Source organism: Klebsiella sp. BIGb0399 (genome assembly GCF_003752615.1).
In the GTDB taxonomy this organism is placed as follows: Bacteria; Pseudomonadota; Gammaproteobacteria; order Enterobacterales; family Enterobacteriaceae; genus Klebsiella; species Klebsiella lignicola.
This window is the reverse complement of the sequence record NZ_RKHT01000006.1, coordinates 519717-544830: the sequence shown is the minus strand read 5'-3', so window position 1 is coordinate 544830 and position 25114 is coordinate 519717. Positions and strand designations below refer to the sequence as shown.

The following is a 25114-nucleotide window of genomic DNA, read 5'->3' as shown; positions in this document are numbered from 1 at the left end:
ACCCTTAATTAAGAGCTAAAACGTGACCAGACAACGCTGGGTGGCTCGGGATTGCAGGGTGTTCCGGAGACCTGGCCGCAGTATAGGACGTTCACAAAATCATTACAATTAACCTACATATAGTTTGTCGGGTTTTGTCCCGAACAGTGATCAAGGTCACGATAACAACATTATTTTAAAATTTAATCACCTGATTTGACAAATATTAAACATTCTTGTTACAACCATTACCAGATAAATGCAATAATGCTCAAAAGTTATGGGGTCACTCTTTCACCTGAGAATAAGTTATGCAACAGTGTGTTGGTATTGACCGATGTAATCAGGACAGTTATTAGTGGTATACAGATTTTCAAATTCGGACTGCTAAAACGCTGATTTGCTGCTATTTCGTCGTAGACTGAAGACGTACCATCAAGCGCCTTTGCTCTGTACCCTGCCCATTTCGCTGACGCAGAGCTGTGTGCAACATAACAAACTGGTAACGTAAGCAGACGCGGGCCGAAGGCAAATCCACCCCAGGCAGTCTTAAGCAATAAAGGCGCTAAGGAGACCATAAATGTCTGATACTAAAGCAAAAATCACCCTAGGCGGTGATACTGCTATCGAACTAGATGTGCTAAAGGGCACGCTCGGTCAGGATGTAATTGATATTCGTAGTCTTGGTTCAAAAGGGGTTTTCACCTTTGACCCTGGTTTCACTTCAACCGCATCTTGTGAATCTAAAATCACTTTTATCGACGGTGATGAAGGTATCCTGCTCCACCGTGGTTTCCCGATCGATCAGTTAGCGACCGAGTCCAACTACCTCGAAGTGTGTTACATCCTGCTGAACGGTGAAAAACCGAACCAGCAGCAGTACGACGAATTCAAGACTATCGTTACCCGCCACACCATGATTCACGAGCAGATCACCCGTCTGTTCCACGCGTTCCGTCGCGACTCTCACCCGATGGCGGTGATGTGCGGTATTACCGGTGCGCTGGCCGCGTTCTATCACGACTCACTGGATGTCAATAATCCACGTCACCGTGATATCGCCGCGTTCCGTCTGCTGTCTAAAATGCCGACAATGGCAGCCATGTGTTACAAATATTCAATCGGCCAGCCTTTCGTCTATCCGCGCAACGACCTCTCCTACGCGGGCAACTTCCTGAATATGATGTTCTCCACACCGTGTGAAACCTATGAGGTTAACCCGGTACTGGAACGCGCTATGGACCGTATTCTGATCCTGCACGCTGACCACGAACAGAACGCATCGACCTCTACCGTCCGTACCGCAGGCTCATCTGGCGCGAACCCGTTCGCCTGTATCGCTGCGGGCATCGCCTCCCTGTGGGGACCGGCGCACGGTGGCGCGAACGAAGCTGCACTGAAGATGCTGGAAGAGATCAGTTCCGTTGAGCACATTCCGGAATTTGTCCGCCGCGCGAAAGACAAGAACGACTCTTTCCGCCTGATGGGCTTTGGCCACCGCGTGTACAAAAACTACGACCCGCGCGCCACCGTTATGCGTGAAACCTGCCATGAAGTACTGAAAGAACTGGGCACCAAAGACGATCTGCTGGAAGTGGCCATGGAGCTTGAGCACATTGCGCTCAACGACCCGTACTTCATCGAGAAGAAACTCTACCCGAACGTCGATTTCTACTCCGGTATCATCCTGAAAGCGATGGGCATTCCGTCCTCCATGTTTACCGTTATCTTCGCGATGGCGCGTACCGTGGGCTGGATCGCACACTGGAACGAAATGCACAGCGACGGTATGAAAATCGCGCGTCCGCGTCAGCTGTATACCGGCTACGAAAAACGCGATTTCAAATCCGACGTGGCCAAAGGCTGAGTCCGGATCGACCGATAAAAAAACGCGCCTCAGGGCGCGTTTTTTATTGGTCGTCGGGATCTTTGGCTGAGAGTTTTATGTTGCCAGGCCGAAGGGTAAGACATCTTCCACATGCGTTTCTCTTCAAAATCTTAACTGACAGACATTACACCTAAGCGGGATATTTATTACTCAACAACGAGCTTAACTTTTTTACCAATGGTGATAACCATCCCGACAAGCGCATCAATGGTGAATTTCTCTGTTTTTTTGTTCACTACATCGGAAACCCGAGGACGGGATACGTGCAAAATCTGGGCGGCTTTTTCCTGCTTGAGCCCCCCCTCCTTCATCCACGTAGCAATCTCAACCATCAAGACTTCTTTCATCGCCTTTGTGCGCTCAATCTCACCTTGTGATTTAGCTTTCAGCGCAGCTGCCTCGGCTGGCTCAAACCCGAGATCAGCAAAAATATTTCCGCCGGCACGGGTCACATGACGTGTTTTCGTGTCGATTTTATCGGTCATTACATCTTCCTCCGTTCCGCTAATACTGCTTTATAGCGGGCTTTAATAATATTGACGTCTCTGGGGCTTGTCTGTTGGGTCTTTTTGTCGAAAGCATGAAGCACGTAAATGGCTTCATCAAACTTGGCAACGTAGACGACGCGATACTCACCATCCTCACCAGTAAGCCTGATTTCGATAACCCCGATGCCCCAGGTGCTTACAGGTTTATAGTCTGTAGGCTGTAAGCCGCACTGAACCTTTCCCAGCTCATGACCGGCATCCCGTTTGACGTCATCAGGAAATGCCTTTAGATCATCAAGCGATGTTCCGCGCCATACAATGTCTTTCTCGGCCATCCTTGTGCCCCCGCCCCTATTTTTTGTATAAAATATTATACATACAACGCTTAAACGCAAGTGGAACCGGTCAAAATACCACCAAGCTTACTCAACGCAACGCTTCCAGAAAATGCTGTACGGGTACTTTTGCCGGTAAAGGGAATGTCCAGCCAGATAGTGTCCATTGGCCAGGGTTTGGGGCGCGTTTTTTATTGGCAAAAAGTGCTTAATGCTGACAGCCTGGGCACCAGTAAAATGGCCGTGACGACTGCATCGTCTTCTCAATGATGCCGCCGCAGCGCTCGCAGGCTTCCCCTTCCCGATGGAAAACCCGGAAGCGAAACAGCGCGCCATGATGCTTTTGCTCATCCACCACGCCGCGAGTGCGATAGGACAAACGAGGAATATCCAGCAACGCGTGAGCCAGCTCGTCGAGCTGCCGCGAGTCCAGTTCAGCGGCATGATGCCGCCCGGTCAGACCGACCTGCCAGAGGATCTCGACCCGCAGGTAATTTCCCAGCCCGGCCAGAAACGCCTGATCCAGAAATAACCCGGCAAACTGTCGGCGGCGAAAGGCGGTCGACAGTAAACGCGCTTTGACGGCGTCCGCCGTTAAGCGCATATCCAGCACGTCAGGCCCTACCCGCAGTAAAAACGGATGCACCGCAAGCTGCCCGGGCGTCAGCAGAGCGATATCTGACGCGCTGTAGAGCAATATCGCCTTCTCTGCAGTCTGCAACCTGACCCGCAGCACCCGCTGAGTCACCGGCTGTTCTCCGGCCTCCACCACGCGCCAGACGCCGTACAACTGATTGTGGCTGTACAGCGTCAATCCGCCGGAAAAGTGCGTCAGCAGGGCTTTCCCCCGGGTTTCTATGTGCGTCACCCGCTGGCCCACCAGCTGCGACTGATATTCCTGTAACGCGGCAAAGGCAAACCACACCTCGGTCAGCGGTTTGCCTTTGATCGCCCTCTCCAGGCTATCCGCCGCCCGGCGGATCTCCGGACCTTCCGGCATCATCTTGTCCTTTTGTTCTGCCGGTTAGTGAGTTGCCCCACCGACCGCTTTCACATCACCATCCTGCTGGAGCGAGACGGCGATTGCCATCTCCAGCGCCGCCCGTACCGTCCCGACCGCCATGCTCGCCTCACCGGGGTGGGCTGCCGCCTGTTCCGGCAGATACGGAATATGGATAAAGCCGCCTTTGGTTCCGGCTTTGCCCTGGAGCGCATCCAGCAGGCCATACATCACATGGTTGCAGACGAAGGTCCCCGCCGTTTGCGACACCGACGCCGGGATCCCCTGCTCGCGCAGCGCCGCGACAATGGCTTTGACCGGCAGGCTGCTGAACCACGCCGCCGGGCCGTCAGCGACGATCGGCTCATCGATAGGCTGCTGGCCTTTATTGTCCGGGATGCGCGCATCATCGACGTTGATCGCCACCCGTTCGACGGTAATGTCGACACGACCACCCGCCTGCCCTACGGCAATCGTCAGCCGCGGTTGCTGGGCCGCTAACGCGGCGTTCAGCACCGTCAGCGCCTCGCCAAAGACGCAGGGCAGCTGCAGCGCCACCACGGGCTCGCCGGCAATGGTGACGCCATCCAACTGGCGAACCACCTCCCACGAAGGGTTAACGGCCTCGCCGCCAAACGGTTCAAATCCGGTAATTAATACGCCCGCCATCTCCCCTCCTTACAGGAACATCAGGAAATAAAGTAAGAATACGTTAACGATCAGCAGCAGTATGCCGGTTGGGATCTGCGCCTTAATGACCGCGTTTTTATCCGGCAGCTCCAGCAGGGCCGCCGGCACGATATTGAAGTTGGCCGCCATCGGCGTCATCAGGGTGCCGCAGTAACCAGAGAACATCCCGATAGCCGCCATCACCGCCGGGTTACCGCCGTGCTGGAGCACCAGAATCGGAATACCGATACCCGCCGTGACAATCGGGAACGCCGCGAAAGCATTGCCCATCACCATCGTCAGCAGCGCCATGCCGAGGGTATAGACCACCACCGCGATAAAGCGGCTATCCACCGCCAGGTAGTGTTCGGTCAGCCAGGCAATGCTGCTGCCCACTCCGGCCGAGGTAAACAGCAATCCCAGCACCGCGAGGATCTGCGGCAGGATAAAGGCCCAGCCGACCGAATCGAGCAGACGACGCGCCTCCTGCAGCGGCTGCGTCACTCGCTCATGGGTCATGCGGATCGCCATAATCAGACCAATCAGTGTGCCGGCAGTCATCGAGAACAGCGTAATCAGCGTGGCATGGTTGCCAGGGCCAAACACCCAGTGCTGCCACGATGGGATATTGTTAAACAGCAGGACGCCAACCACCGTGACCACCGGGATGGCCAGCGCCGGATAAAACAAGCGGTTGCCCAGACGGACCGCGCTGGCGCTGCGCTCTTCCTGAGTGCGCTGGTGATAGCTGCCCAGCCGCACGCCGCCAAAGCCGGCAATCAGCGCCAGCACCACCACCGCCACGCCGACGGCGATATGAATGGTGCGCTTATCACCCACCAGTTGCCAGGTCCAGTCGCCCAGCAGGAACAGCACGCCATACAGCCCCCAGAACAGGCCGGTAGTCAGGCGACGAGGGTTGCTTTTGTCGCGCCATGACATCACCGCGACCGCCAGCAGCACCAGTCCTGCCAGCCAGTAAAGCCAGGTTTGTTGGAAATTCATACCGCACCGCCTTTCGCCTGTCCGGCGTTAACCTTATCCAGTTCACGCTGAAGATGACGATCGAGGCGCCACAGACGGGCGGCATGGATCAGGAAGGCGCAAATGGCGGTCGGGATCCCCCACAGCGCAATATGCAGCGGTTCGGTCTGAATGCCGCCGGACTCCAGCATAAAGTTGTGCATGAAGATGATCGCCCCGAAAGCGACAAAAATATCCTCACCGAAGAACAGGCCAACGTTGTCGGTCGCCGCCGACATCGCCCGCAGGCGGTAGCGCACGCTACCGGGCAGTGGACCAAAGGTTTTTTCCGCCGCCCCTTCCGCCATCGGCGCCAGCAGCGGACGTACCATCTGCGGGTGGCCCCCCAGGCTGGTTAAGCCCAGCGCGGCGGTCGCTTCACGGACAAACAGATAAACGATCAGCAGGCGTCCGGCGGTGGCGCTGTGGATCTTCGCGATCCACGCCTGGGCGCGTTCTTTCAGACCGTGTCGTTCCAGCAGGCCGATAACCGCCAGCGGTAGCAGCAGAATAAACGGCAGGTTACGGGTGTTGAGAAACCCCTCCCCCAGCTTTTCCAGAATGGTAGCGAGCGGCATATGCGCCGCCACACCGGTGACGATCCCGGCGACAATGACCACGAGCACCGGATTAAAACGTAGAATAAACCCGACCACAATCACGGCAATGCCGATCAGTGGCCAGAGAGATATTGCGTCTCCCATAATAACGTCCTGTTGGTTGTTGTGTTGGTTGTGTTGTTAACGACTTAATAATTATTGTTTTATGCTGTTGTTTCCGCGCTGACCTGAATGTTGCGTCCGGCAAACGCTGCCCGTAGACGACGGGCAAAATCCAGCGCGTGTGCGCCATCGCCATGCAGACAGACGGTTTGCGCAATCACCGGCGCCCATTCCCCGGTGATGCTGCGTACCCGGTTGTGCTGGACCATTTCCAGAGTCTGCGCCAGCGCCTGCTCTTCGCTGTCGATCAGCGCGCCGGACTGCGAACGCGGCACCAGACTGCCATCGGCCTGATATCCGCGATCGGCAAATACCTCCTGTCGCGTGGTCAACTGGTAGTGCTGGCCCGCGCGAATCAGCTCGCTGCCCGCCAGCCCCACCAGGATCAGCGCGGGGTCAAAATCGCGCACGGCTCGGGCTATCGCCTCGGCCAGCGGCACCTCTTTCGCCGCCTGGTTGTAGAGCATGCCGTGCGGCTTGACGTGTTTCAGCTCGCCGCCTTCAGCGCGGACGATCGCCGCCAGCGCGCCAATCTGATACAGCGTCTGGGCATAAACCGTTTCCGGCGGCAGCTGCATCGCCGTGCGGCCAAAGTTTTCCCGGTCGGGAAAACTGGGGTGGGCGCCGACGGCGACGCCGTTTTTCAACGCCTCACGGACACACTGATGCATCAGCATCGCATCGCCGGCGTGGAAGCCGCAGGCGATGTTGGCCGAGGAGACCAGCTGTAACAACGCGCTGTCGTTCGCGCAGCCCTCTCCCAGATCGGCATTTAAATCAATGATCATCGCTCAGCCTCCACGCCAGTTGTTCCAGATAACGCTGCTGGTCAGCACGCGCTTTCAGTGCCTCTTCCAGAGTGCAGGGGACAAAATGAATCGGCTGCCCCAGCGGAATTTGCGCCAGCTGGTACATATCGGCGTCGATAATGCAGGCAATACGCGGATAGCCCCCGGTGGTCTGCGCATCGTTCATCAGCACGATCGGCTGACCGTTGTGCGGAACCTGCACCACGCCCGGCAGCAGGCCATGCGAGAGCATCTCGCGATCGGTGGTGCGTTTGAGCGGCTGGCCCTGAAGACGGTAGCCCATCCGGTTACTCTGGGGGCTCAACTGCCAGGGTGAACGCCAGAACGAACCCTGAGACGCCGTATCAAACTCCTGGTATTCTGGCCCCGGTAACGCACGGATACGGTTACTCAGCGGCAGCTGTTTAACGCCGCGCGCCGCCTTGAACTGGCGGGACGTTTTACCCAGCTTCAGCCGGTCGCCATCCTGCAGGCGTCGCCCTTCGAAGCCGCCAATGCCCACTTTCAGATCGGTACTGCGTGACCCCAGCACCACCGGCACATCGATGCCGCCGGCCACCGCCAGGTAGCTACGGATACCGTACTGCGGAGTTTTCAAAACCAAATGCTGGCCGGCCTTCGCCGCCATTCGCCAGCCCACCCACACCGGTTTATCGTCAAGCAGCGCCTCACAGGCGGCACCGGTTAACGCAAACCAGCAGTCACGTTCGAACTGGATATCCACCTGACCGAGCGTGATCTCCAGCGCAGCCATGTTGGGGTCATTCCCCACCAGCAGGTTGGCGGTCACCAGTGAGGGAGTATCCAGAGCGCCGCAGAGGCTGATCCCCGACTGTCGTTGTCCTTCGCGCCCGCCGTCCTGTATTGACGAATACATGCCGGCGCGGATCATCTTCAACATACCCCCTCCTTTTGCGGTACAAAGCGAACTTTATCGCCGGAACGTAGCAGCACCGGCTCCTGTCGCCTGGGGTCAAACAGCGCCAGCGGCGTGCGGCCCAGCAGCTGCCAGCCGCCAGGGGTGGCCAGAGGATAAACCCCGGTTTGCACGCCACCGATCCCCACAGATCCTGCCGGAACCAGCAGCCGCGGCTCCGCCCGACGCGGCGTCGCCAGCTGTTCAGGCAGTCCGCCCAAATAGGGGAATCCCGGCTGGAAGCCGAGGAACCACACCACGTATTCGACTGAGGAGTGCAGTTCAACCACCTGTTTCTCACTCAGTCCGCAGTGGCGCGCCACTTCTGCTAAATCTGGCCCGTCTTCGCCACCGTAGATCACCGGGATCGTCATCTCCCGGGACTCCGGCTCCAGCGCTTCGCTCTCTTCCCACCAGCGTTGCAGCTGCTCAATCGCATCCCACGCCATCGTCTGCGGATGACGCAGGACGACGGTGATATTGTTCATCCCCGGAATCGCATCCAGCGCCTCTTCATGATCCGCCAGTCGCTGGGCCAGGCGCCAGATGCGCTTTTGGCTCTCCAGCGTCACCGGAGGTTCAAGTTCGAGGACGACGGCGGTTTCGCCTAACATATAACAACGCGCTCGCTGCACTTTTTTCTCTCTCATCAGGCCGGGTTAGGGATATCAATAAAGGTCACATCCAGATCGCTGTTTTCCGACAGCCATTCGCTTAAGGCGCGAATACCGCCGCGTTCGGTGGCATGGTGCCCGGCGGCATAAAAATGCAGGGACTGCTCGCGGGCGGAGTGAATGGTTTGTTCCGACACTTCACCGGTGATAAAGGCATCGACCCCGAAACGGGCGGCGCTATCAATAAAGCCCTGGCCGCCGCCGGTGCACCAGGCAACCCGCGCGACTTTATCCGGCCCGGTATCGCCGCACCACAGCGGTTTACGCCCCAGGCGCGCCTCAATCCACGAGGCCAGCTCCAGCCCGGAAACCGGCATCGACAGTTCGCCCCACGGCACCAGCGGTTCAATTTCGCCCATGATATTGATACCGAGAAGTTGCGCCAGCTGGGCGTTATTGCCCAGCTCCGGATGGGCGTCCAGCGGCAAATGCCAGCTATAGAGGTTGATATCATTCGCCAGCAGCGTTTTCAGACGCTGGCGTTTCATGCCGCGAACGATCGGCGATTCACCCTTCCAGAAGTAACCATGATGGACAATCACCGCATCCGCCTGCAGGCGCACGGCTTCATCCAGCAGCGCCTGGCTGGCGGTCACGCCAGTGACAATCTTTTGCACCGTTTCACGCCCCTCGACCTGCAGGCCGTTTGGCCCGTAGTCGCTGAATGTCGCGCTGTTAAGCTTTTCGTTAATCAGTTGTTCCAGTTCGCTATTTTTCATTGTCGCTCCATCAGGTCATCATCGTGTGCACAGGCATAACATAACGGGATCCGCGGAGGTCGTCGATAGCACCTGTGCAACCCGCGCTATGTTGACTTTTAGCGTAAACCCGCAATTTGTCTACCCACCCCATAACGCATTCGTGTATATTTATGCACTATTAAAGCATATTAAATAATCAGAAAGCCTGGTAAGCCATGAATATCACTACGAAATCGCTATTCATGCAGAAAGATCGACTTTCTTTTTTTGGCAGGAATTAAACGTTACATGAACAGACAATCATCGCAGCCGCGGGCGATTTATTACGTTGTCGCGCTGCAAATCTGGGAGTATTTCAGTTTCTATGGCATGCGGGCGCTGCTGATTTTATATCTCACCAATCAGCTCAAGTATGACGATAACCACGCCTATGCCCTGTTCAGCGCCTATTGCTCGCTGGTTTACGTCACGCCAATTCTCGGCGGCTTTTTGGCCGACAAGCTGCTCGGCAACCGAATGGCGGTGATGCTCGGCGCCCTGTTGATGGCGATCGGCCATCTGGTACTGGGCGCCAGCGAAATTGCCCCGACCTTCCTCTATCTGTCGCTGGCGATCATCGTCTGCGGTTACGGCTTGTTTAAATCCAACGTCAGCTGCCTGCTGGGCGAACTGTATGAACCGACCGATCCGCGCCGCGATGGCGGCTTCTCGCTGATGTACGCCGCGGGCAATATCGGTTCGATCGTCGCCCCAATCGCCTGTGGCTATGTGCAGGAAGAGTACAGCTGGGCCATGGGCTTCGCCCTCGCCGCCATCGGGATGATTGCCGGGCTGGTGATTTTCCTCTGCGGCGGTCGCCATTTCCGTCATACCGCCGGCGTCAATCGCGCAGCCCTGCGCGCGCGCCACTTTCTGCTGCCGAACTGGGGCTGGTTGCTGGTGCTGCTGGTCGCCGCGCCGCTGCTGATTACCGTTCTGTTCTGGAAAGAGTGGTCGGTCTATGCGCTGATTGTCGCCACCGTCATTGGTCTGCTGGTGCTGGCCCGTATTTATCGCCGGGCAGAAACGGCGAAACAACGCAGCGATCTGCGGCTGATTATTGTCCTGACCGGCTTCAGCCTGCTGTTCTGGGCCTTCGCGCAGCAGGGTGGCAGCTCTATCAGCCTGTATATCGACCGCTTCGTTAATCGTCATGTCATGAGCTACGAAGTGCCGACGGCGATGTTCCAGTCGGTGAACGCCTTCGCGGTGATGCTCTGCGGAATGGTGCTGGCGTGGCTGGTGAAAGAGACGGTTAGCAGGAACAGAACCGTGCGGATCTGGGGTAAGTTTGCGCTCGGTCTCGGCCTGATGAGCGCCGGATTCTGCATTCTGACCTTAAGCGCCCGCTGGTCAGCGACCTACGGCCAGTCATCGATGCCGTTAATGGTGTTGGGTCTGGCGGTGATGGGCTTTGCCGAGCTGTTTATCGACCCGGTGGCGATGGCGCAAATCACCCGCATCGAGATCCCCGGCGTGACCGGCGTGCTGACCGGCATCTATATGCTGCTGTCCGGGGCCATCGCCAACTATCTGGCGGGAGTGATTGCTGACCAGACCGCCCAGGGGTCCTTTGATGAAGCCGGTGCAGCTGGTTACGCCATTGATGCCTACATTAATGTTTTCAGCCAGATAACCTGGGGCGCCTTAGCCTGCGTCGGCCTGGTGCTGGTTATCTGGCTGTACTCTGCCCTGCGCGTTAAGACTCGCGCGCTGGCGGTGGAGTAGACCCTTTGCTGGCGGCCTCCCAGGCTGCCAGCGTCTCCAACCGCGCCTGCTTGTGATCGACCAGCGGGCGCGGATACGTCAGCATCACGCCTTGCTTATCGGCCCACAGCCACGGCTGATGCAGCGCCTTCTCCGGCACGCCCGCCAGCTCGGGCAGCCATTGACGAATAAACGCTCCCGCCTTATCAAACTTCTCCCCCTGCGTGGTGGGATTAAAAATTCGAAAATAGGGCGCGGCATCGGTGCCGGTCGACGCGGCCCATTGCCAGCCGCCGTTATTGGCCGCAAGGTCGCCATCAATCAACTGGTTGATAAAATAGCGCTCGCCCGCGCGCCAGTCGACGCGCAGGTCCTTCACCAGAAAACTGGCGACAATCATCCGCAGACGATTATGCATCCAGCCCGTGGCGTTGAGCTGACGCATGGCGGCATCGACAATCGGGAAACCAGTCTGGCCGTTTTGCCATGCCTGTAGCCCCTGCTCATCGTCCCGCCACGCGACCTTATCGGTCCACGCGATAAACGGTCGACCTTTGCATAGCCGTGGGTGGAACACCATTAAATGGCGGTAAAACTCACGCCAGATGAGCTCGTTCAGCCACACTGCCCCCGCCCCACCGTCGAGCGCGGCGGGCTGTTCCACCAGCAGACGATGCAGGCACTGACGCGGAGAAAGCACGCCAGCGGCCAGACAGGGCGACAGCCGGCTGGTGCCTTCCCGAGCGGGAAAATCACGCTGCTGGTCATAATCGGCGACCTGCTGCTGGCAGAAAGTGCGTAGCCGGGCAATGGCCGTTTTTTCGTCGGCGGCAAACAGCTGTGCATCAAACGCCTGCTGCGGGTAGCGGATCTCCGGCAGCGATGTTGGTTGCAATGGCCCGTCGGGACGAACTCTTGGCGCGGCCACGCATTCCGGTAGCGCCTCGCGCAGCCGGCGCAGGAAGGCATTTTTGAATGGCGTAAAGACCTTGTACATCTCGCGATTGCCGGTCAACACGCTGCCGGGAGGCAGCAGCAGCGCATCGTCAAATCCCTGACACACCAGGCCGCTCAGCCTTTTTTCCACCTGCGCATCGCGCTGCCGCTCATTAATTTCGTACTGGTAGTTATAAAACAGGTGGCTCACCTGCCGCTGCGCGCAGTATTCCGCCAGCCGTTCGCCGCTGACAGCGAAGTCGTCGGCCTCAATCACCTCAAGCGGAATACCGCGTTCGGCCAGTGCCAGCTGCAGACTGTGCAGGTGCTGAGCGATAAAAGCCGCCTGACGCGGCGCCATGCCATGCTGGCGCCATTGTTCCGGCGTGGCGATAAACAGCGCCAGCACCGTCGCGTGGGGATCGCGACAGGCTGCAGCCAGCGCGAGGTTGTCATGGATACGTAAGTCCGCGCGAAACCAGACCAGATGAGTGGCCATAAAACTCCTGCAATCAGTGACGTCGTGTTAAACCGATGCTTCCGGCCAGGGGTTAAAATAACGCTGCCCGGCAAGGTAAGTATCAGGAAATTCAGTCATATAGTGTTGCAGGAGGCGCACCGGCGCAAGCAGAGGCTGTCGGCCCAGGCGATAGTCATCGATCAAGGCGACCAGCTCCTGCTTTTGCGCCGCGCTCAAATGCTCACGGAAATAGCCCTGAACATGCATCAGCACGTTAGTATGATTGCGGCGGGTTGAGGGGTGCGCCAGCAGGCTCACCAGACGTTCACGGTAGGCGACAAAAAAGGCCTCCAGCGACGGCCATTGTGCGATATCGGCAACAAACGGGCCGATTTTGCGGTATTCAGGCTGTGAATGGGCCAGCAGGATAAGTTTATAGCGACTGTGGAAGTCGATCAGCTTGCCGCGGGTCAGGCCCTCACGATGCAGCGTATCCAGTTCATGCAGGGTGTACAAACGGGTTTTATCATCGTCCTCTAACCAACTCTCACTCATTGCGGCTCCTTAGGGTTGCACGCCATAAGTGTAGATCAGAAGCGATAAAAAAAACCGCCGGAAAACCGGCGGTCGTGGTGTCTGGCAGAGACGATCAGTAAAAATCAGCGGCGGCTTTTTCAGCCTGGGCCATCCACACCGGCTGCTCGCTGGTTTTCGCCCAGACGCGGTGCAGCCAGCTGTAATAGCGGGCGCGATCTTTCCAGAACAGCATCAGCGGAAATGCCGCTACGCCAGCCACAACGGCGAAGGCACGACGTAAAAAGATTACGTGAGCAGGATAATTTTTGTACAACGTCATAATTTCTCTCCCCTTTGTCAGGCCGGCAATCGACGCCGGTAAAGTTACAATGTCTTTCTGGCTAAAATAATACCGCTTTGCTTGTAATTTTACTACTCATCCGACCACTAAAAGCTGACGATTTAGCCTTTATTTACATTCATCCGGTAAATAAGTTACGAAACAGTTAAATTAATACTAACCATTGGTTAAATTGTGGTTTTTGCGATTTTTATATTTTTTTTACACCGCCGATTCTGATTTTTGCAAAATCTTTGCACCAAAATTCCTATCCTCCGGGTAAATCGTAAAGACACCCGGAGGTGGATTGTGAGTGCAGGCGTCATTGCTGGCGTTACGCTGGTATTCCTGTTGCTGGCTTATTTGGTCTACGCCTTGATAAATGCGGAGGCATTCTGATGGCCGCACAAGGATTTTTACTTATCGCCAGTTTTCTTTTACTGCTGATGGTGCTGGCACGCCCCACGGGGACGCTGCTGGCCAGGATGATCAACGATACCCCGCTCCCGGGTCTTGCCGGTGTTGAACGTGGAATATGGCGGGTTGCCGGTATCAATACCCAGGAGATGAACTGGTGCCAGTATCTGCTGGCCATTTTGCTGTTCAATGCGCTCGGGCTGTTGGTGCTGTTCGTTCTGTTGTTGTGTCAGGGGTCGCTGCCGTTCAACCCGCAGCATCTGCCCGGGCTCTCCTGGGATCTGGCGCTGAACACCGCAGTGAGCTTTATCAGCAATACCAACTGGCAGGCCTACGCCGGGGAAAGCACCATGAGTTACCTCAGCCAGATGGTCGGGCTGACGGTGCAGAACTTCCTCTCAGCGGCGACCGGCATCGCGGTGATTTTTGCCTTTACTCGCGCCTGGTCTCGTCAGCAGGTCACGACCCTGGGCAACGCCTGGGTCGATCTCACCCGCATCACCCTGTGGCTGCTGTTGCCGATCGCTCTGCTGATTGCTGTGTTCTTTATTCAGCAAGGTGTGCCGCAGAACCTCCTGCCGTATCAGGCTTTCACCTCGATCGAGGGCCTGCATCAGTCGCTGCCCATGGGGCCGGTCGCCTCGCAGGAAGCGATCAAAATGCTCGGCACCAACGGCGGCGGTTTCTTTAATGCCAACTCCGCCCACCCGTTTGAGAACCCCACCGCGCTGAGCAACATGGTGCAGATGCTGGCGATCTTCTTGATCCCCGCGGCGCTGTGCTTTGCCTTTGGCGACGTGGTCGGCGATCGCCGCCAGGGACATGCGATTTTGTGGGCCATGACCCTGATCTTTATCGTCTGCGTGGCGGTGGTGATGTGGGCGGAAACCCAGGGTAACCCGCACTTGCTGGCGCTGGGCGCGGACAGCAGCATCAATATGGAAGGTAAAGAGAGTCGCTTTGGCATCTTAACCAGCAGCCTGTTTGCGGTTATCACCACCGCCGCCTCCTGTGGCGCGGTGAACGCCATGCATGACTCGTTTACCGCCCTCGGCGGCATGGTCCCGATGTGGTTGATGCAGATCGGCGAAGTGGTCTTCGGCGGCGTGGGCTCCGGGCTGTATGGCATGCTGCTGTTTGTCATGCTGGCGGTGTTTATCGCCGGGCTGATGATCGGCCGTACGCCGGAGTATCTCGGTAAGAAGATCGACGTGCGTGAGATGAAGATGATCGCTCTGGCGATTCTGGTGACCCCAACGCTGGTCCTGCTGGGCACCGCGCTGGCGATGATGACCGACGCCGGACGCGCGGGGATGTTCAATCCCGGCCCTCACGGCTTCAGCGAAGTGCTGTACGCCGTGACCTCCGCCGCCAACAACAACGGTAGCGCCTTTGCCGGTCTCGGCGCGGCTACGCCGTTCTGGAACCTGCTGCTGGCATTTTGCATGCTGGTCGGTCGGTTTGGCGTCATCGTGCCGGTGATGGTGATCGCCGGGTCATTGGTGAAGAAGAAAATCCAGCCCACCGGCGCCGGTACCCTCGCCACCCACGATGTGCTGTTTGTCGGTCTGCTGATTGGCACCGTGCTGTTGGTCGGCGCCCTGACCTTTATTCCCGCACTGGCGCTCGGCCCGTTGGCGGAACACTTTTCCTTACTGTAAGTGATGCGGAGCAATCTGTTATGAGTCGCAAGCAATTAGCCCTGCTGGAGCCGACGCTGGTGCGCCAGGCGCTGCTGGACGCAGTGAAAAAACTCAGCCCGATGGTTCAGTGGCGCAACCCGGTGATGTTCATCGTCTGGATCGGCAGCCTGATCACCACCCTGCTGGCGGTGGCGATGGCCAGCGGGCATCTCACTGGCAGCGCCGGGTTTACTGCCGCCGTGAGTATCTGGCTGTGGTTTACCGTGCTGTTCGCCAACTTCGCCGAAGCCATGGCCGAGGGCCGCAGTAAAGCCCAGGCCAATAGCCTCAAAGGGGTCAAAAAGACCTCCTTTGCCCGTAAGCTGCGCGCGCCGCAGCATGACGCCCCCATCGACCATATTCCGGCCGATGATTTACGCAAAGGCGACATCGTGCTGGTGGAAGCCGGCGATATCATCCCTTGTGATGGTGAAGTCATTGAAGGCGGCGCCTCGGTGGACGAAAGCGCCATTACCGGTGAGTCCGCGCCGGTGATCCGCGAATCCGGCGGCGACTTTGCCTCGGTGACCGGCGGGACGCGCATTCTCTCCGACTGGTTGGTGATCCGCTGTAGCGTCAATCCAGGGGAAACTTTCCTCGACCGGATGATCGCCATGGTGGAAGGCGCGCAACGCCGTAAAACCCCCAACGAAATTGCGCTGACGATCCTGTTGATCGCCCTGACGCTGGTGTTCCTGCTCGCCACCGCCACCATCTGGCCGTTCTCGGCCTGGAGCGGAAGCGCGGTCAGCGTCACGGTGCTGGTCGCCCTGCTGGTGTGCCTGATCCCTACCACCATCGGCGGTCTGCTTTCCGCCATCGGTGTCGCCGGGATGAGCCGTATGCTGGGCGCCAACGTTATCGCCACCAGCGGGCGGGCGGTGGAGGCGGCGGGTGACGTCGACGTACTGCTGCTGGATAAAACCGGCACCATTACCCTCGGTAACCGCCAGGCCTCGGCCTTCCTGCCGGCTCAGGGAGTAGAAGAAAAAACCCTCGCCGATGCCGCTCAGCTCTCCTCGCTGGCGGATGAGACACCGGAAGGTCGCAGCATCGTGATACTGGCGAAACAGCGCTTTAACCTGCGCGAACGGGATCTGCAGTCGCTGCACGCGACCTTTGTCCCCTTCACTGCCCAGACCCGCATGAGCGGTATTAACATCGATAGCCGCATGATCCGTAAAGGCTCCGTCGATGCCATTCGCCGCCACGTTGAGGCCAATGGCGGGCACTTTCCGGCGGATGTTGATAAGCAGGTGGAGGAAGTTGCCCGTCTGGGGGCGACGCCGCTGGTGGTGGCCGAAGGTGAACGCGTGCTGGGGGTCATTTCGCTGAAAGACATCGTCAAAGGCGGGATTAAAGAGCGCTTTGCTCAACTGCGTAAGATGGGCATCAAAACGGTGATGATCACCGGTGATAACCGCCTGACCGCCGCGGCGATTGCCGCCGAAGCGGGCGTCGATGACTTCCTTGCCGAAGCGACTCCGGAGGCAAAACTGGCGCTGATTCGCCAGTATCAGTCCGAAGGCCGACTGGTAGCGATGACCGGCGACGGCACCAATGACGCCCCGGCGCTGGCGCAGGCGGATGTGGCGGTAGCGATGAACTCCGGTACCCAGGCGGCGAAAGAGGCCGGCAACATGGTGGACCTCGACTCGAACCCGACCAAGCTGATTGAAGTGGTCCATATCGGTAAGCAGATGCTGATGACCCGTGGTTCGTTAACCACCTTCAGTATCGCCAACGACGTGGCGAAGTATTTCGCCATTATCCCGGCCGCCTTTGCCGCGGTTTACCCGCAGCTCGCGATGCTGAACGTCATGCACCTGCACTCGCCGGCGTCGGCCATTCTGAGCGCGGTTATCTTTAACGCGCTGATTATCGTCTTCCTGATCCCGCTGGCGCTGAAGGGGGTGAGCTATCGCCCGCTGTCCGCGTCGGCCATGCTGCGACGCAACCTGTGGGTCTATGGCCTCGGCGGGTTGCTGGTACCGTTTATCGGCATCAAAGCTATCGATCTGTTACTGACCCTGACCGGGCTGCTGTGAGGAAATGACCATGACATTGATTCGACCGGCACTTGTGCTATTTATTCTGTTAATGCTGATCACCGGCGGCGTCTATCCCCTGCTGACCACCGCGCTCGGGCAGTGGTGGTTCCCCCAGCAGGCTAACGGTTCGTTGATCCGCATCGCCGGTGAAGTGCGCGGCTCCAGCCTGATTGGCCAGAACTTTACCGACGCGGGCTATTTCCAGGGACGCCCGTCGGCAACGGCAGAGACGCCGGATAATCCGCTGGCCTCCGGCGGGAGTAACCTCGCCGCCAGTAACCCGGCGATGGATAAGGCTATCAGCGAGCGCGTCGCCGCGCTGCGTCAGGCCAATCCGGATGCTGACCCACGCGTTCCGGTAGAGCTGGTCACCGCGTCGGCGAGCGGGCTGGATAGTCATCTTACGCCGCCGGCGGCGCTCTGGCAGGTGCCGCGCATCGCCAAAGCCCGCGGCCTCAGCGCTGAACAGTTGACCCGAATGGTCAATGAAGCAACCGAAAAACCGCTGGTCAGTTTTCTCGGTCAACCTGTGGTAAATATAGTGCAACTGAATATGGCACTGGATGCCCTGAAGGATAAGTAACATGAGTGACGAGCCGCTGCGCCCTGACCCGGACCGCCTGTTGCAACATACCGGCGAGCCGCATCGTGGCAAGCTAAAAGTGTTCTTTGGCGCCTGTGCCGGGGTCGGAAAAACCTGGGCCATGTTAGCCGAAGCGCAGCGGCTCCGCGCTCAGGGGCTGGATATTCTGATCGGCGTGGCGGAAACCCACGGGCGCAAAGAAACCGCGGCGATGCTCGAGGGGCTCAGCACCCTCCCCCAGCGTCGCCTTTCTCATCGTGGGCGCTACGTCCACGAGTTCGATCTCGACGCCGCGCTGGCACGCCGCCCGGCGCTGATCCTCGTCGATGAACTGGCGCACAGCAATGCCCCGGGATCGCGCCACCCCAAACGCTGGCAGGATGTCGAAGAGCTGCTTGATGCCGGGATCGACGTCTTTACCACGGTAAATGTCCAGCACCTGGAGAGCCTGAACGATGTCGTCAGCGGCATTACCGGCGTGCAGGTGCGCGAAACCGTCCCCGATCCTTTCTTTGATGCCGCCGACGACGTGGTGCTGGTCGACCTGCCTCCCGACGATCTCCGCCAGCGTCTGAACGAGGGCAAGGTCTATATTGGCGGCCAGGCCGAGCGGGCTATCGAGAACTTTTTCCGCAAAGGAAACCTGATCGCCCTGCGCGAGCTGGCTTTGCGGCGCACCGCCGACCGGGTAGATGAGCAGATGCGCGCCTGGCGCGACCACCAGGGCCAGGAGAAAGTCTGGCATACCCGCGATACCATTTTGCTGTGCATCGGCCACAACACCGGCAGTGAAAAGCTGGTGCGCGCCGCCGCGCGTCTGGCCGCCCGACTCGGCAGCATCTGGCACGCGGTGTACGTCGAAACCCCGTCCCTGCACCGCCTGCCGGAAGCCAAACGCCGGGCGATCCTCGCGGCCCTGCGGCTCGCACAGGAGCTGGGGGCGGAAACGGCAACCCTCTCCGACCCGCACGAAGAAAAGGCGGTGCTGCACTACGCCCGGGAACATAACCTCGGCAAAATCGTCATCGGTCGCCAGGGCAAGCGCCGCTGGTGGAGCCGTACCGGGTTTGCCGACCGCCTTGCGCGCTACGCGCCAGACCTCGATCTGGTGGTCATCGCCCTCGATGAAAAAAGCGCCCCCCTGCCCGCACGGGCGAACGATACCCGAACCACCATGGAAAAGTGGCGCCTGCAGATCCAGGGCTGCTGTGTGGCACTCGCGCTGTGCGCGGTCATTACGTTGGTGGCGATGCAATGGCTGGTTGGTTTCGAAGCCGCCAACCTGGTAATGCTCTATCTGCTCGGCGTGGTGATCATCGCCCTGCTGTACGGCCGCTGGCCGTCGGTGCTGGCGACGGTAATTAACGTGGTCAGCTTCGACCTGTTCTTTGTCTCGCCGCGCGGTACCCTTGCGGTCTCCGACGTGCAATACCTGCTGACCTTCGGGGTGATGCTGACCGTCGGCCTGCTGATCGGGAATCTCACCGCCGGCGTCCGCTACCAGGCGCGCGTGGCGCGCTACCGCGAGCAGCGCACCCGTCATCTGTATGAGATGTCAAAAGCGCTGGCGGTCGGGCGCAGCGAGGATGATATTGCCGCCACCAGCGAGCGCTTTATCGCCTCGACCTTTCAGGCCCGCGGCCAGCTACTGTTGTCCGACGCCAGCGGCAAGTTGCATCCGCTGACCCAGCAGCCCGGCCTGACCTCGTGGGATGATGCCATCGCCCACTGGAGCTTCGATAAGGGCCAGCCGGCCGGAGCCGGTACCGACACGCTGCCCGGCGTTCCCTATCAAATTTTACCGCTGAAAAGCGCCACCCGTACCTGGGGGTTGCTGGTGGTTGAACCGGATAACCTGCGTCAGTTGATGATCCCCGAACAGCAGCGCCTGCTGGAGACCTTTACGCTGCTGGTCGCCAGCGCGCTGGAGCGCCTGACGCTGACCGCCAGCGAGGAGCAAGCGCGCCTCAACAGCGAGCGGGAAAGCCTGCGTAACTCGCTGCTGGCGGCCCTCTCCCATGATTTACGTACCCCGCTGACCGTGCTGTTCGGCCAGGCGGAGATCCTGACCCTCGACCTTGCCAGCGAAGGCTCGAAACATGCGCCCCAGGCCAATGAAATTCGTCAGCACGTGCTCAACACTACCCGGCTGGTGAACAATCTGCTGGATATGGCGCGCATCCAGTCCGGCGGCTTTAACCTGCATAAAGAGTGGCTGACCCTCGAAGAGGTGATTGGCAGCGCCTTACGGATGCTGGAGCCGGGCCTTGGCGGGCAACATATTCAGCTGGCGCTACCCGACCCGCTGCTGTTGGTTCACGTCGATGGCCCGCTGTTTGAACGGGTGTTGATCAACCTGCTGGAGAATGCCTGGAAATATGCCGGTTCCCAGGCGCAGATCGGCATCAGCGCGCAGGCCGATGACAACCAACTGCTGTTGAGCGTGTGGGATAACGGCCCTGGGATCCCGAGCGGCAAGGAACAGGCTATCTTTGATAAGTTCGCCCGCGGGCATAAGGAGTCGGCGATCCCGGGCGTTGGGCTGGGGCTGGCCATCTGCCGGGCAATTGTCGAAGTGCACGGTGGAACCATCAGCGCCTACACGCGACCAGAAGGCGGCGCCTGCTTCCGTGTTACACTGCCGCGAGAAACGCCCCCGGCGCTGGATGAGTGGCATGGCGCTGCCTGACCCGGCAGCGTGTTTATCCTGGGCGTTTCAGGCGCAGTATCGCTTATCTGTCTGAACGGGAAGAACTGGTGATTAACGTACTCATTATCGAAGATGAACATGCCATCCGCCGCTTTCTGCGCACCGCGCTGGAAGCCGACGGCATGCGCGTATTTGAAGCCGATACCCTGCAACGGGGCCTGATTGAAGCCGCTACCCGCAAACCTGATTTAACGATCCTTGACCTTGGCCTGCCCGATGGCGACGGCAATGAATTTATCCGTGAGGTGCGCCAGTGGAGCCAGATGCCGATTCTGGTGCTGTCGGCCCGCACCGAGGAGCACGATAAAATCGCGGCGCTGGATGCCGGGGCCGATGACTATCTCAGTAAACCTTTTGGTATTGGTGAGCTGCAGGCCCGGCTACGGGTGGCGTTGCGCCGCCACGGCGGGACACAGGCGGATGAGCCGGTAGTGCGTTTCGCGGATATCCAGGTCGATATTCCGGCCCGGCGAATTGTTCGCGGCGAAGAAGAGATCCACCTGACCCCCATTGAGTTTCGGCTGCTGACCGCCCTGCTGAGTAATCCCGGCAAAGTGCTCACCCAGCGTCACCTGCTCAATCAGGTGTGGGGACCGAATGCGGTGGAGCACAGCCACTATTTACGTATTTATATGGGGCACCTGCGGCAAAAGCTGGAGGTCGATCCGGCGCGCCCGCAGCATCTGCTGACCGAAACCGGCATCGGTTATCGCTTTATGCCGTAACCCGGTACAACAAAAAAGGGCTCCATGAAGATCATGGAACCCTTTTATCACGATCTGCCGCTTAACCCATGCGCCAGATTGTCACCTGACTCAGGCGTTTTTCAGCACTTCGCTGACGATCTCAACCGCTTCTTTCTCGATCTGCTTGCGGTGGGCTTCGCCAAGGAAGCTCTCGCAGTAAATCTTATAGGCATCTTCGGTACCTGACGGACGCGCGGCAAACCAGCCGTTGTCGGTCATCACTTTCAGACCGCCAATCGAGGCGCCGTTACCCGGTGCCGCAGTCAGGCGGGCGGTGATCGGGTCGCCTGCCAGCTGGCTGGCGCTGACCATTTCCGGCGACAGTTTCGACAGCGCCGCTTTCTGTGCGGAGGTTGCCGATGCCTGCAGACGGTTGTAGCTCGGCGCGCCGAAGCGGGCAGCCAGTTCGTCATAGTGCTGCTGCGGGTTTTTACCGGTGACCGCGGTGATTTCAGCGGCCAGCAGGCACATGATAATCCCGTCTTTGTCGGTCGACCACGGCGTACCATCGAAGCGCAGGAACGATGCACCGGCGCTCTCTTCGCCGCCGAAGCCGAAGCTGCCGTCGAACAGACCGTCAACAAACCATTTGAAGCCAACCGGCACTTCCACCAGCTTGCGGCCCAGGTCGTTTACCACCCGGTCGATCATCGCGGAAGAGACCAGCGTTTTACCGACGGCCACATCCTGTCCCCACTGCGGACGGTGCTGGAACAGGTAATTGATCGCCACCGCCAGATAGTGGTTCGGGTTCATTAGACCAGCCGGCGTCACGATACCGTGGCGGTCATAATCCGGATCGTTGGCAAAGGCCAGATCGAACTTATCGCGCAGCGCCAGCAGGCCCGCCATTGCACACTCAGAGGAGCAGTCCATACGGATAGCGCCGTCTTTATCGAGGTGCATGAAGCGGAAGGTTTGATCGACATGATCGTTAACGATGGTCAGATCAAGCTTGTAGAATTCTGCGATGCGTTTCCAGTATTCGATACCGGAGCCGCCGAGCGGATCGACGCCGAGCTTCAGGCCAGCTTTCTGGATTGCCGCCATATCGACGATATCCGCCAGCCCTTCGATAAACGGCTGCACCAGGTCCTGCTCTTGCACATGACCAGATGCCAGCGCCGCGTCGAGAGAGATACGTTTGACGCCCTGCAGGCCGGCAGCCAGCAGTTCGTTGGCACGGTTCTCAACCACTTTGGTGACGTTGGTATCAGCCGGGCCACCGTTTGGCGGATTGTATTTGATACCACCATCTTCCGGCGGGTTGTGGGACGGCGTAATCACGATGCCATCCGCCAGCGGGCCACCTTTTTTATTGTGCACCAGAATAGCGTTGGAAATGGCCGGTGTCGGGGTGAAACCGTTGTTTTCCTGCACGATAACATCAACACCGTTCGCCGCCAGCACTTCCAGTACGGAAATGAAAGCAGGTTCAGAGAGCGCGTGGGTGTCTTTACCAACGTAGCATGGACCGGTGATACCGTTCTTCGCGCGATCTTCCGCAATCGCCTGAGCGATCGCCAGAATGTGCTGCTCATTGAAGTTATGGCGAGCCGCACTGCCGCGATGGCCTGAGGTCCCGAACTTCACTGCATGCTCCGCATTGCCCACTTCCGGCTTCAGTACATAGTACTGCGCGGTCAACTGAGCGACGTTAATCAAATCACTCTGTTGTGCAGGTTGCCCCGCACGCTTATCGATTGCCATTGCCTGATCCTTCTGATGCAAGGTGAATAAAACTAGATCGTGCCGCAGACTTTCTCAATTAATTCCGCAGGGAACTGCATCGACTGCATGATGTGTTCAATCATGCTGCATTTGCGGCCGGTATTGGTATTGGTGATGACCCACCACGGCGTACCCGGAACCTGTTTCGGCTTGGTCTGGTTGCCGCTTTTCAGCAGGATCCGTGAATCTTCTGCAAAGTAGACGCGGGTACGTCCGTGCAGAGACTCGGTCGCCTCGGAAAACGCTTTATTGTCGAGAGAATAGAGCGTCGTCAGGATCAACATAAAACGGTTAACCGCACGTTTTTGTTCGGCGTACTCATCTGATAACAGCAGCTCGCGCATGGCGCGGACTTTATCTTTCGCCGGGTTCGCGGGTTTAACCTCAACGACAGGGGTCGCTGACGGTGCCGGAGCCGCTTTCGCGATCGGTGCGGTAGTCTGGGAAGCGGCGGAAAATTTCAGCATGCGCCGTAAAATGTCGGATGCACTCTCACCAATATGCTGGGTGTGGCTGGCAATATAGCGATAGAGATCATCATCAACTTCAATTGTTTTCATCTTAATCCAGTGCGATATCTTATTCTGAATACAAGTTGTCAGGATTATAAGGACAAATCCTGACCGCGAATAGCGTCAAACCAGGATGGCGGTAAAACTCAGATAGCTCTGGGTCTTGCAGCCGGATGGCAGAATGTCCAACATAATACCCTAACCCGACGAAGCGAAAAAAAGAACTTTGCCATGAAATTAAATAGCCGCGCGCAATCTGCACAAAATCCGCACAATAATTCTCCTGTCATCCTCGTCCACGGCCTGTTCGGCAGTCTCGACAACCTCGGGATCCTCGCTCGCGATCTGGTCAGCGACCACGATGTTGTGCAGGTTGATATGCGCAATCATGGGCTTTCCCCTCGTTCGCCAGAGATGAGCTATGCGGCGATGGCGCAGGATCTGATCGATACGCTGGACGATCGGCAGATTGAGAAAGCCACGTTTATTGGTCATTCGATGGGTGGTAAAGCGGTGATGGCGCTCAGCGCCGTAGCCGCCGATCGCATTGATGGCCTGGTCGCTATCGATATTGCCCCTGTGGATTACCACGTGCGTCGCCACGACGAAATTTTTGCCGCCATTAACGCCGTCACCGAAGCCGCCGCGACCTCTCGCCAGCAGGCAGCCGCCGTGATGCGCGAACATCTGCAGGAAGAAGGCGTGATTCAGTTCCTGCTGAAATCCTTCGTCGATGGCCAGTGGCGCTTTAACGTGCCGGTGCTATGGGAGCAGTACCCGCATATTGTCGGCTGGGAACCTGTTCCGGCGTGGCCGCATCCGGCGCTGTTTATCCCCGGCGGGAATTCACCTTACGTCACCGATGCCTATCGTGACACCCTGCTCGCCCAGTTCCCGCAGGCGCGGGCGCATGTGATTGCCGGGGCCGGCCACTGGGTCCATGCCGAGAAACCGGAGGCCGTTTTGCGCGCAATTCGCCGCTATCTGAGCACACGACAGGCCTAACTGGCTAAAAACTGCCCGACCGCGCAGCAGAATGCCCGCGGTCGTTGGCGCAGCGGTTCGCCTGATGTATTATGGCGCGCTATCTGTGTCGGCTATAGCCCGACAACCTGTTTCCCCGAAGTCACTCAGAATCATGGCAAAAGAACAAACGGACCGTACGACATTAGATTTGTTCGCAACCGAGCGGCGCCCGGGAAGACCAAAGACCAATCCGCTTGCGCGCGATGAACAACTGCGCATCAACAAACGTAATCAGCTCAAACGCGATAAAGTTCGCGGGCTGAAGCGTGTTGAGCTAAAACTCAACGCGGAGGCAGTAGACGCACTCAATGAGCTGGCGGAAGCACGCAATATGAACCGCAGCGATTTGATCGAAGAGATACTCATGACTCAGCTGGCTGCCCTGCATCGCCAGGATAAAGCCTGAAAATCCTCAAAAAAACGCTTTCATGTAGCAGAGTGTGCAGTCGGGCGT

General features: G+C 58.3%; 24 protein-coding genes and 1 pseudogene. 10 read left to right on the top strand and 15 right to left on the bottom strand.

The window, feature by feature from the left end; all coding sequences use genetic code 11:
* Positions 1-559: 559 nt before the first annotated feature.
* Positions 560-1846: a citrate synthase gene (locus EDF82_RS13225; RefSeq protein ID WP_123755991.1), complete on the top strand. Its 1287-nt coding sequence runs from the start codon at positions 560-562 to the stop codon at positions 1844-1846.
* A 167-nt stretch (positions 1847-2013) separates the two neighbouring features.
* Here EDF82_RS13225 and EDF82_RS13220 read toward each other — a convergent pair whose 3' ends face one another.
* The 10 genes from EDF82_RS13220 to EDF82_RS13175 all read right to left on the bottom strand — a co-directional run bounded on the left by EDF82_RS13220 (position 2014) and on the right by EDF82_RS13175 (position 9222).
* Positions 2014-2352 (bottom strand): helix-turn-helix domain-containing protein, encoded by a 339-nt coding sequence (locus EDF82_RS13220; protein WP_123755990.1) that lies wholly within the window; start codon positions 2350-2352, stop codon positions 2014-2016.
* Positions 2352-2690 carry a type II toxin-antitoxin system RelE/ParE family toxin gene (locus tag EDF82_RS13215; protein WP_123755989.1) on the bottom strand — a complete coding sequence of 113 codons (339 nt, stop codon included), beginning with the start codon at positions 2688-2690 and terminating at the stop codon, positions 2352-2354. The genes EDF82_RS13220 and EDF82_RS13215 overlap by 1 nt, the downstream gene beginning before the upstream one ends.
* 208 nt (positions 2691-2898) lie before the next feature.
* Positions 2899-3690, bottom strand: a complete 792-nt coding sequence (gene nei / locus EDF82_RS13210) for an endonuclease VIII (RefSeq protein WP_123755988.1) — start codon at positions 3688-3690, stop codon at positions 2899-2901.
* 24 nt (positions 3691-3714) lie between these two features.
* Positions 3715-4359 (bottom strand): pyroglutamyl-peptidase I, encoded by a 645-nt coding sequence (pcp, locus tag EDF82_RS13205; protein WP_123755987.1) that lies wholly within the window; start codon positions 4357-4359, stop codon positions 3715-3717.
* 9 nt (positions 4360-4368) lie between these two features.
* Positions 4369-5364, bottom strand: a complete 996-nt coding sequence (locus EDF82_RS13200) for a DUF979 domain-containing protein (RefSeq protein WP_123755986.1) — start codon at positions 5362-5364, stop codon at positions 4369-4371.
* Positions 5361-6086 (bottom strand): DUF969 domain-containing protein, encoded by a 726-nt coding sequence (locus EDF82_RS13195; RefSeq protein WP_123755985.1) that lies wholly within the window; start codon positions 6084-6086, stop codon positions 5361-5363. Before EDF82_RS13195 ends, EDF82_RS13200 begins: the two co-directional genes overlap by 4 nt.
* A 59-nt stretch (positions 6087-6145) precedes the next feature.
* Positions 6146-6892, bottom strand: a complete 747-nt coding sequence (gene pxpA, locus EDF82_RS13190; protein WP_123755984.1) for a 5-oxoprolinase subunit PxpA — start codon at positions 6890-6892, stop codon at positions 6146-6148.
* Positions 6882-7814 carry a 5-oxoprolinase subunit PxpC gene (gene pxpC / locus EDF82_RS13185; protein WP_123755983.1) on the bottom strand — a complete coding sequence of 311 codons (933 nt, stop codon included), beginning with the start codon at positions 7812-7814 and terminating at the stop codon, positions 6882-6884. The genes pxpA and pxpC overlap by 11 nt, the downstream gene beginning before the upstream one ends.
* Positions 7808-8464, bottom strand: a complete 657-nt coding sequence (gene pxpB, locus EDF82_RS13180; protein ID WP_123756235.1) for a 5-oxoprolinase subunit PxpB — start codon at positions 8462-8464, stop codon at positions 7808-7810. The genes pxpC and pxpB overlap by 7 nt, the downstream gene beginning before the upstream one ends.
* A gap of 14 nt (positions 8465-8478) precedes the next feature.
* Positions 8479-9222 (bottom strand): type 2 GTP cyclohydrolase I, encoded by a 744-nt coding sequence (locus EDF82_RS13175; protein WP_123755982.1) that lies wholly within the window; start codon positions 9220-9222, stop codon positions 8479-8481.
* Between the two features lie 270 nt (positions 9223-9492).
* Here EDF82_RS13175 and dtpD point away from each other — a divergent pair, with 270 nt between their 5' ends.
* Entirely contained in the window at positions 9493-10971 is a 1479-nt protein-coding gene (dtpD, locus tag EDF82_RS13170) for a dipeptide permease DtpD (RefSeq protein ID WP_123755981.1), read from the top strand.
* Here dtpD and phrB read toward each other — a convergent pair.
* The 3 genes and pseudogenes from phrB to EDF82_RS13155 form a co-directional block, all read right to left on the bottom strand.
* Positions 10943-12385 carry a deoxyribodipyrimidine photo-lyase gene (gene phrB, locus EDF82_RS13165; RefSeq protein ID WP_123755980.1) on the bottom strand — a complete coding sequence of 481 codons (1443 nt, stop codon included), beginning with the start codon at positions 12383-12385 and terminating at the stop codon, positions 10943-10945. The genes dtpD and phrB overlap by 29 nt on opposite strands.
* Positions 12386-12412: 27 nt before the next feature.
* Positions 12413-12886, bottom strand: a pseudogene (locus EDF82_RS13160) (YbgA family protein); the annotation flags it as partial.
* A gap of 109 nt (positions 12887-12995) precedes the next feature.
* On the bottom strand, positions 12996-13202 hold the full coding sequence (locus tag EDF82_RS13155) for a DUF2517 family protein (RefSeq protein WP_123755978.1): 207 nt from the start codon (positions 13200-13202) through the stop codon (positions 12996-12998).
* Positions 13203-13511: 309 nt separating this feature from the next.
* Between EDF82_RS13155 and kdpF the strand changes: the two genes are divergently transcribed.
* From kdpF to kdpE, 6 genes are all read left to right on the top strand, one after another.
* Positions 13512-13601, top strand: a complete 90-nt coding sequence (kdpF, locus tag EDF82_RS13150) for a K(+)-transporting ATPase subunit F (RefSeq protein ID WP_123755977.1) — start codon at positions 13512-13514, stop codon at positions 13599-13601.
* Entirely contained in the window at positions 13601-15280 is a 1680-nt protein-coding gene (gene kdpA, locus EDF82_RS13145) for a potassium-transporting ATPase subunit KdpA (RefSeq protein WP_123755976.1), read from the top strand. The genes kdpF and kdpA overlap by 1 nt, the downstream gene beginning before the upstream one ends.
* A gap of 20 nt (positions 15281-15300) precedes the next feature.
* Positions 15301-17349: a potassium-transporting ATPase subunit KdpB gene (kdpB, locus tag EDF82_RS13140; protein WP_123755975.1), complete on the top strand. Its 2049-nt coding sequence runs from the start codon at positions 15301-15303 to the stop codon at positions 17347-17349.
* A gap of 10 nt (positions 17350-17359) precedes the next feature.
* Entirely contained in the window at positions 17360-17935 is a 576-nt protein-coding gene (gene kdpC, locus EDF82_RS13135; RefSeq protein WP_123755974.1) for a potassium-transporting ATPase subunit KdpC, read from the top strand.
* Between the two features lies 1 nt (position 17936).
* Complete coding sequence (kdpD, locus tag EDF82_RS13130) at positions 17937-20624, top strand: two-component system sensor histidine kinase KdpD (protein WP_123755973.1); 2688 nt, start codon at positions 17937-17939, stop codon at positions 20622-20624.
* 68 nt (positions 20625-20692) lie between these two features.
* A complete protein-coding gene (gene kdpE, locus EDF82_RS13125; RefSeq protein ID WP_123756234.1) occupies positions 20693-21370 on the top strand; it encodes a two-component system response regulator KdpE in 678 nt (225 codons plus the stop codon).
* 90 nt (positions 21371-21460) lie between these two features.
* Here kdpE and pgm read toward each other — a convergent pair whose 3' ends face one another.
* Complete coding sequence (pgm, locus tag EDF82_RS13120; RefSeq protein ID WP_123755972.1) at positions 21461-23101, bottom strand: phosphoglucomutase (alpha-D-glucose-1,6-bisphosphate-dependent); 1641 nt, start codon at positions 23099-23101, stop codon at positions 21461-21463.
* 32 nt (positions 23102-23133) lie between these two features.
* On the bottom strand, positions 23134-23682 hold the full coding sequence (gene seqA, locus EDF82_RS13115) for a replication initiation negative regulator SeqA (protein ID WP_123755971.1): 549 nt from the start codon (positions 23680-23682) through the stop codon (positions 23134-23136).
* A gap of 183 nt (positions 23683-23865) precedes the next feature.
* Between seqA and ybfF the strand changes: the two genes are divergently transcribed.
* Together ybfF and ybfE are read left to right on the top strand one after the other, a co-directional pair.
* Positions 23866-24639, top strand: a complete 774-nt coding sequence (ybfF, locus tag EDF82_RS13110) for an esterase (protein ID WP_123755970.1) — start codon at positions 23866-23868, stop codon at positions 24637-24639.
* Between the two features lie 133 nt (positions 24640-24772).
* On the top strand, positions 24773-25066 hold the full coding sequence (gene ybfE, locus EDF82_RS13105) for a LexA regulated protein (protein ID WP_174508396.1): 294 nt from the start codon (positions 24773-24775) through the stop codon (positions 25064-25066).
* Positions 25067-25114 lie beyond the last annotated feature (48 nt).

Bases quoted from the DNA above. Each gene is read 5' to 3' on its own strand.
- EDF82_RS13225 (WP_123755991.1), top strand. From the start codon at position 560: ATGTCTGATACTAAAGCAAAAATCACCCTAGGCGGTGATACTGCTATC.
- EDF82_RS13220 (WP_123755990.1), bottom strand. From the start codon at position 2,352: ATGACCGATAAAATCGACACGAAAACACGTCATGTGACCCGTGCCGGC.
- EDF82_RS13215 (WP_123755989.1), bottom strand. From the start codon at position 2,690: ATGGCCGAGAAAGACATTGTATGGCGCGGAACATCGCTTGATGATCTA.
- nei (WP_123755988.1), bottom strand. From the start codon at position 3,690: ATGCCGGAAGGTCCGGAGATCCGCCGGGCGGCGGATAGCCTGGAGAGG.
- pcp (WP_123755987.1), bottom strand. From the start codon at position 4,359: ATGGCGGGCGTATTAATTACCGGATTTGAACCGTTTGGCGGCGAGGCC.
- EDF82_RS13200 (WP_123755986.1), bottom strand. From the start codon at position 5,364: ATGAATTTCCAACAAACCTGGCTTTACTGGCTGGCAGGACTGGTGCTG.
- EDF82_RS13195 (WP_123755985.1), bottom strand. From the start codon at position 6,086: ATGGGAGACGCAATATCTCTCTGGCCACTGATCGGCATTGCCGTGATT.
- pxpA (WP_123755984.1), bottom strand. From the start codon at position 6,892: ATGATCATTGATTTAAATGCCGATCTGGGAGAGGGCTGCGCGAACGAC.
- pxpC (WP_123755983.1), bottom strand. From the start codon at position 7,814: ATGTTGAAGATGATCCGCGCCGGCATGTATTCGTCAATACAGGACGGC.
- EDF82_RS13175 (WP_123755982.1), bottom strand. From the start codon at position 9,222: ATGAAAAATAGCGAACTGGAACAACTGATTAACGAAAAGCTTAACAGC.
- dtpD (WP_123755981.1), top strand. From the start codon at position 9,493: ATGAACAGACAATCATCGCAGCCGCGGGCGATTTATTACGTTGTCGCG.
- phrB (WP_123755980.1), bottom strand. From the start codon at position 12,385: ATGGCCACTCATCTGGTCTGGTTTCGCGCGGACTTACGTATCCATGAC.
- EDF82_RS13155 (WP_123755978.1), bottom strand. From the start codon at position 13,202: ATGACGTTGTACAAAAATTATCCTGCTCACGTAATCTTTTTACGTCGT.
- kdpA (WP_123755976.1), top strand. From the start codon at position 13,601: ATGGCCGCACAAGGATTTTTACTTATCGCCAGTTTTCTTTTACTGCTG.
- kdpB (WP_123755975.1), top strand. From the start codon at position 15,301: ATGAGTCGCAAGCAATTAGCCCTGCTGGAGCCGACGCTGGTGCGCCAG.
- kdpC (WP_123755974.1), top strand. From the start codon at position 17,360: ATGACATTGATTCGACCGGCACTTGTGCTATTTATTCTGTTAATGCTG.
- kdpD (WP_123755973.1), top strand. From the start codon at position 17,937: ATGAGTGACGAGCCGCTGCGCCCTGACCCGGACCGCCTGTTGCAACAT.
- pgm (WP_123755972.1), bottom strand. From the start codon at position 23,101: ATGGCAATCGATAAGCGTGCGGGGCAACCTGCACAACAGAGTGATTTG.
- seqA (WP_123755971.1), bottom strand. From the start codon at position 23,682: ATGAAAACAATTGAAGTTGATGATGATCTCTATCGCTATATTGCCAGC.
- ybfF (WP_123755970.1), top strand. From the start codon at position 23,866: ATGAAATTAAATAGCCGCGCGCAATCTGCACAAAATCCGCACAATAAT.
- ybfE (WP_174508396.1), top strand. From the start codon at position 24,773: ATGGCAAAAGAACAAACGGACCGTACGACATTAGATTTGTTCGCAACC.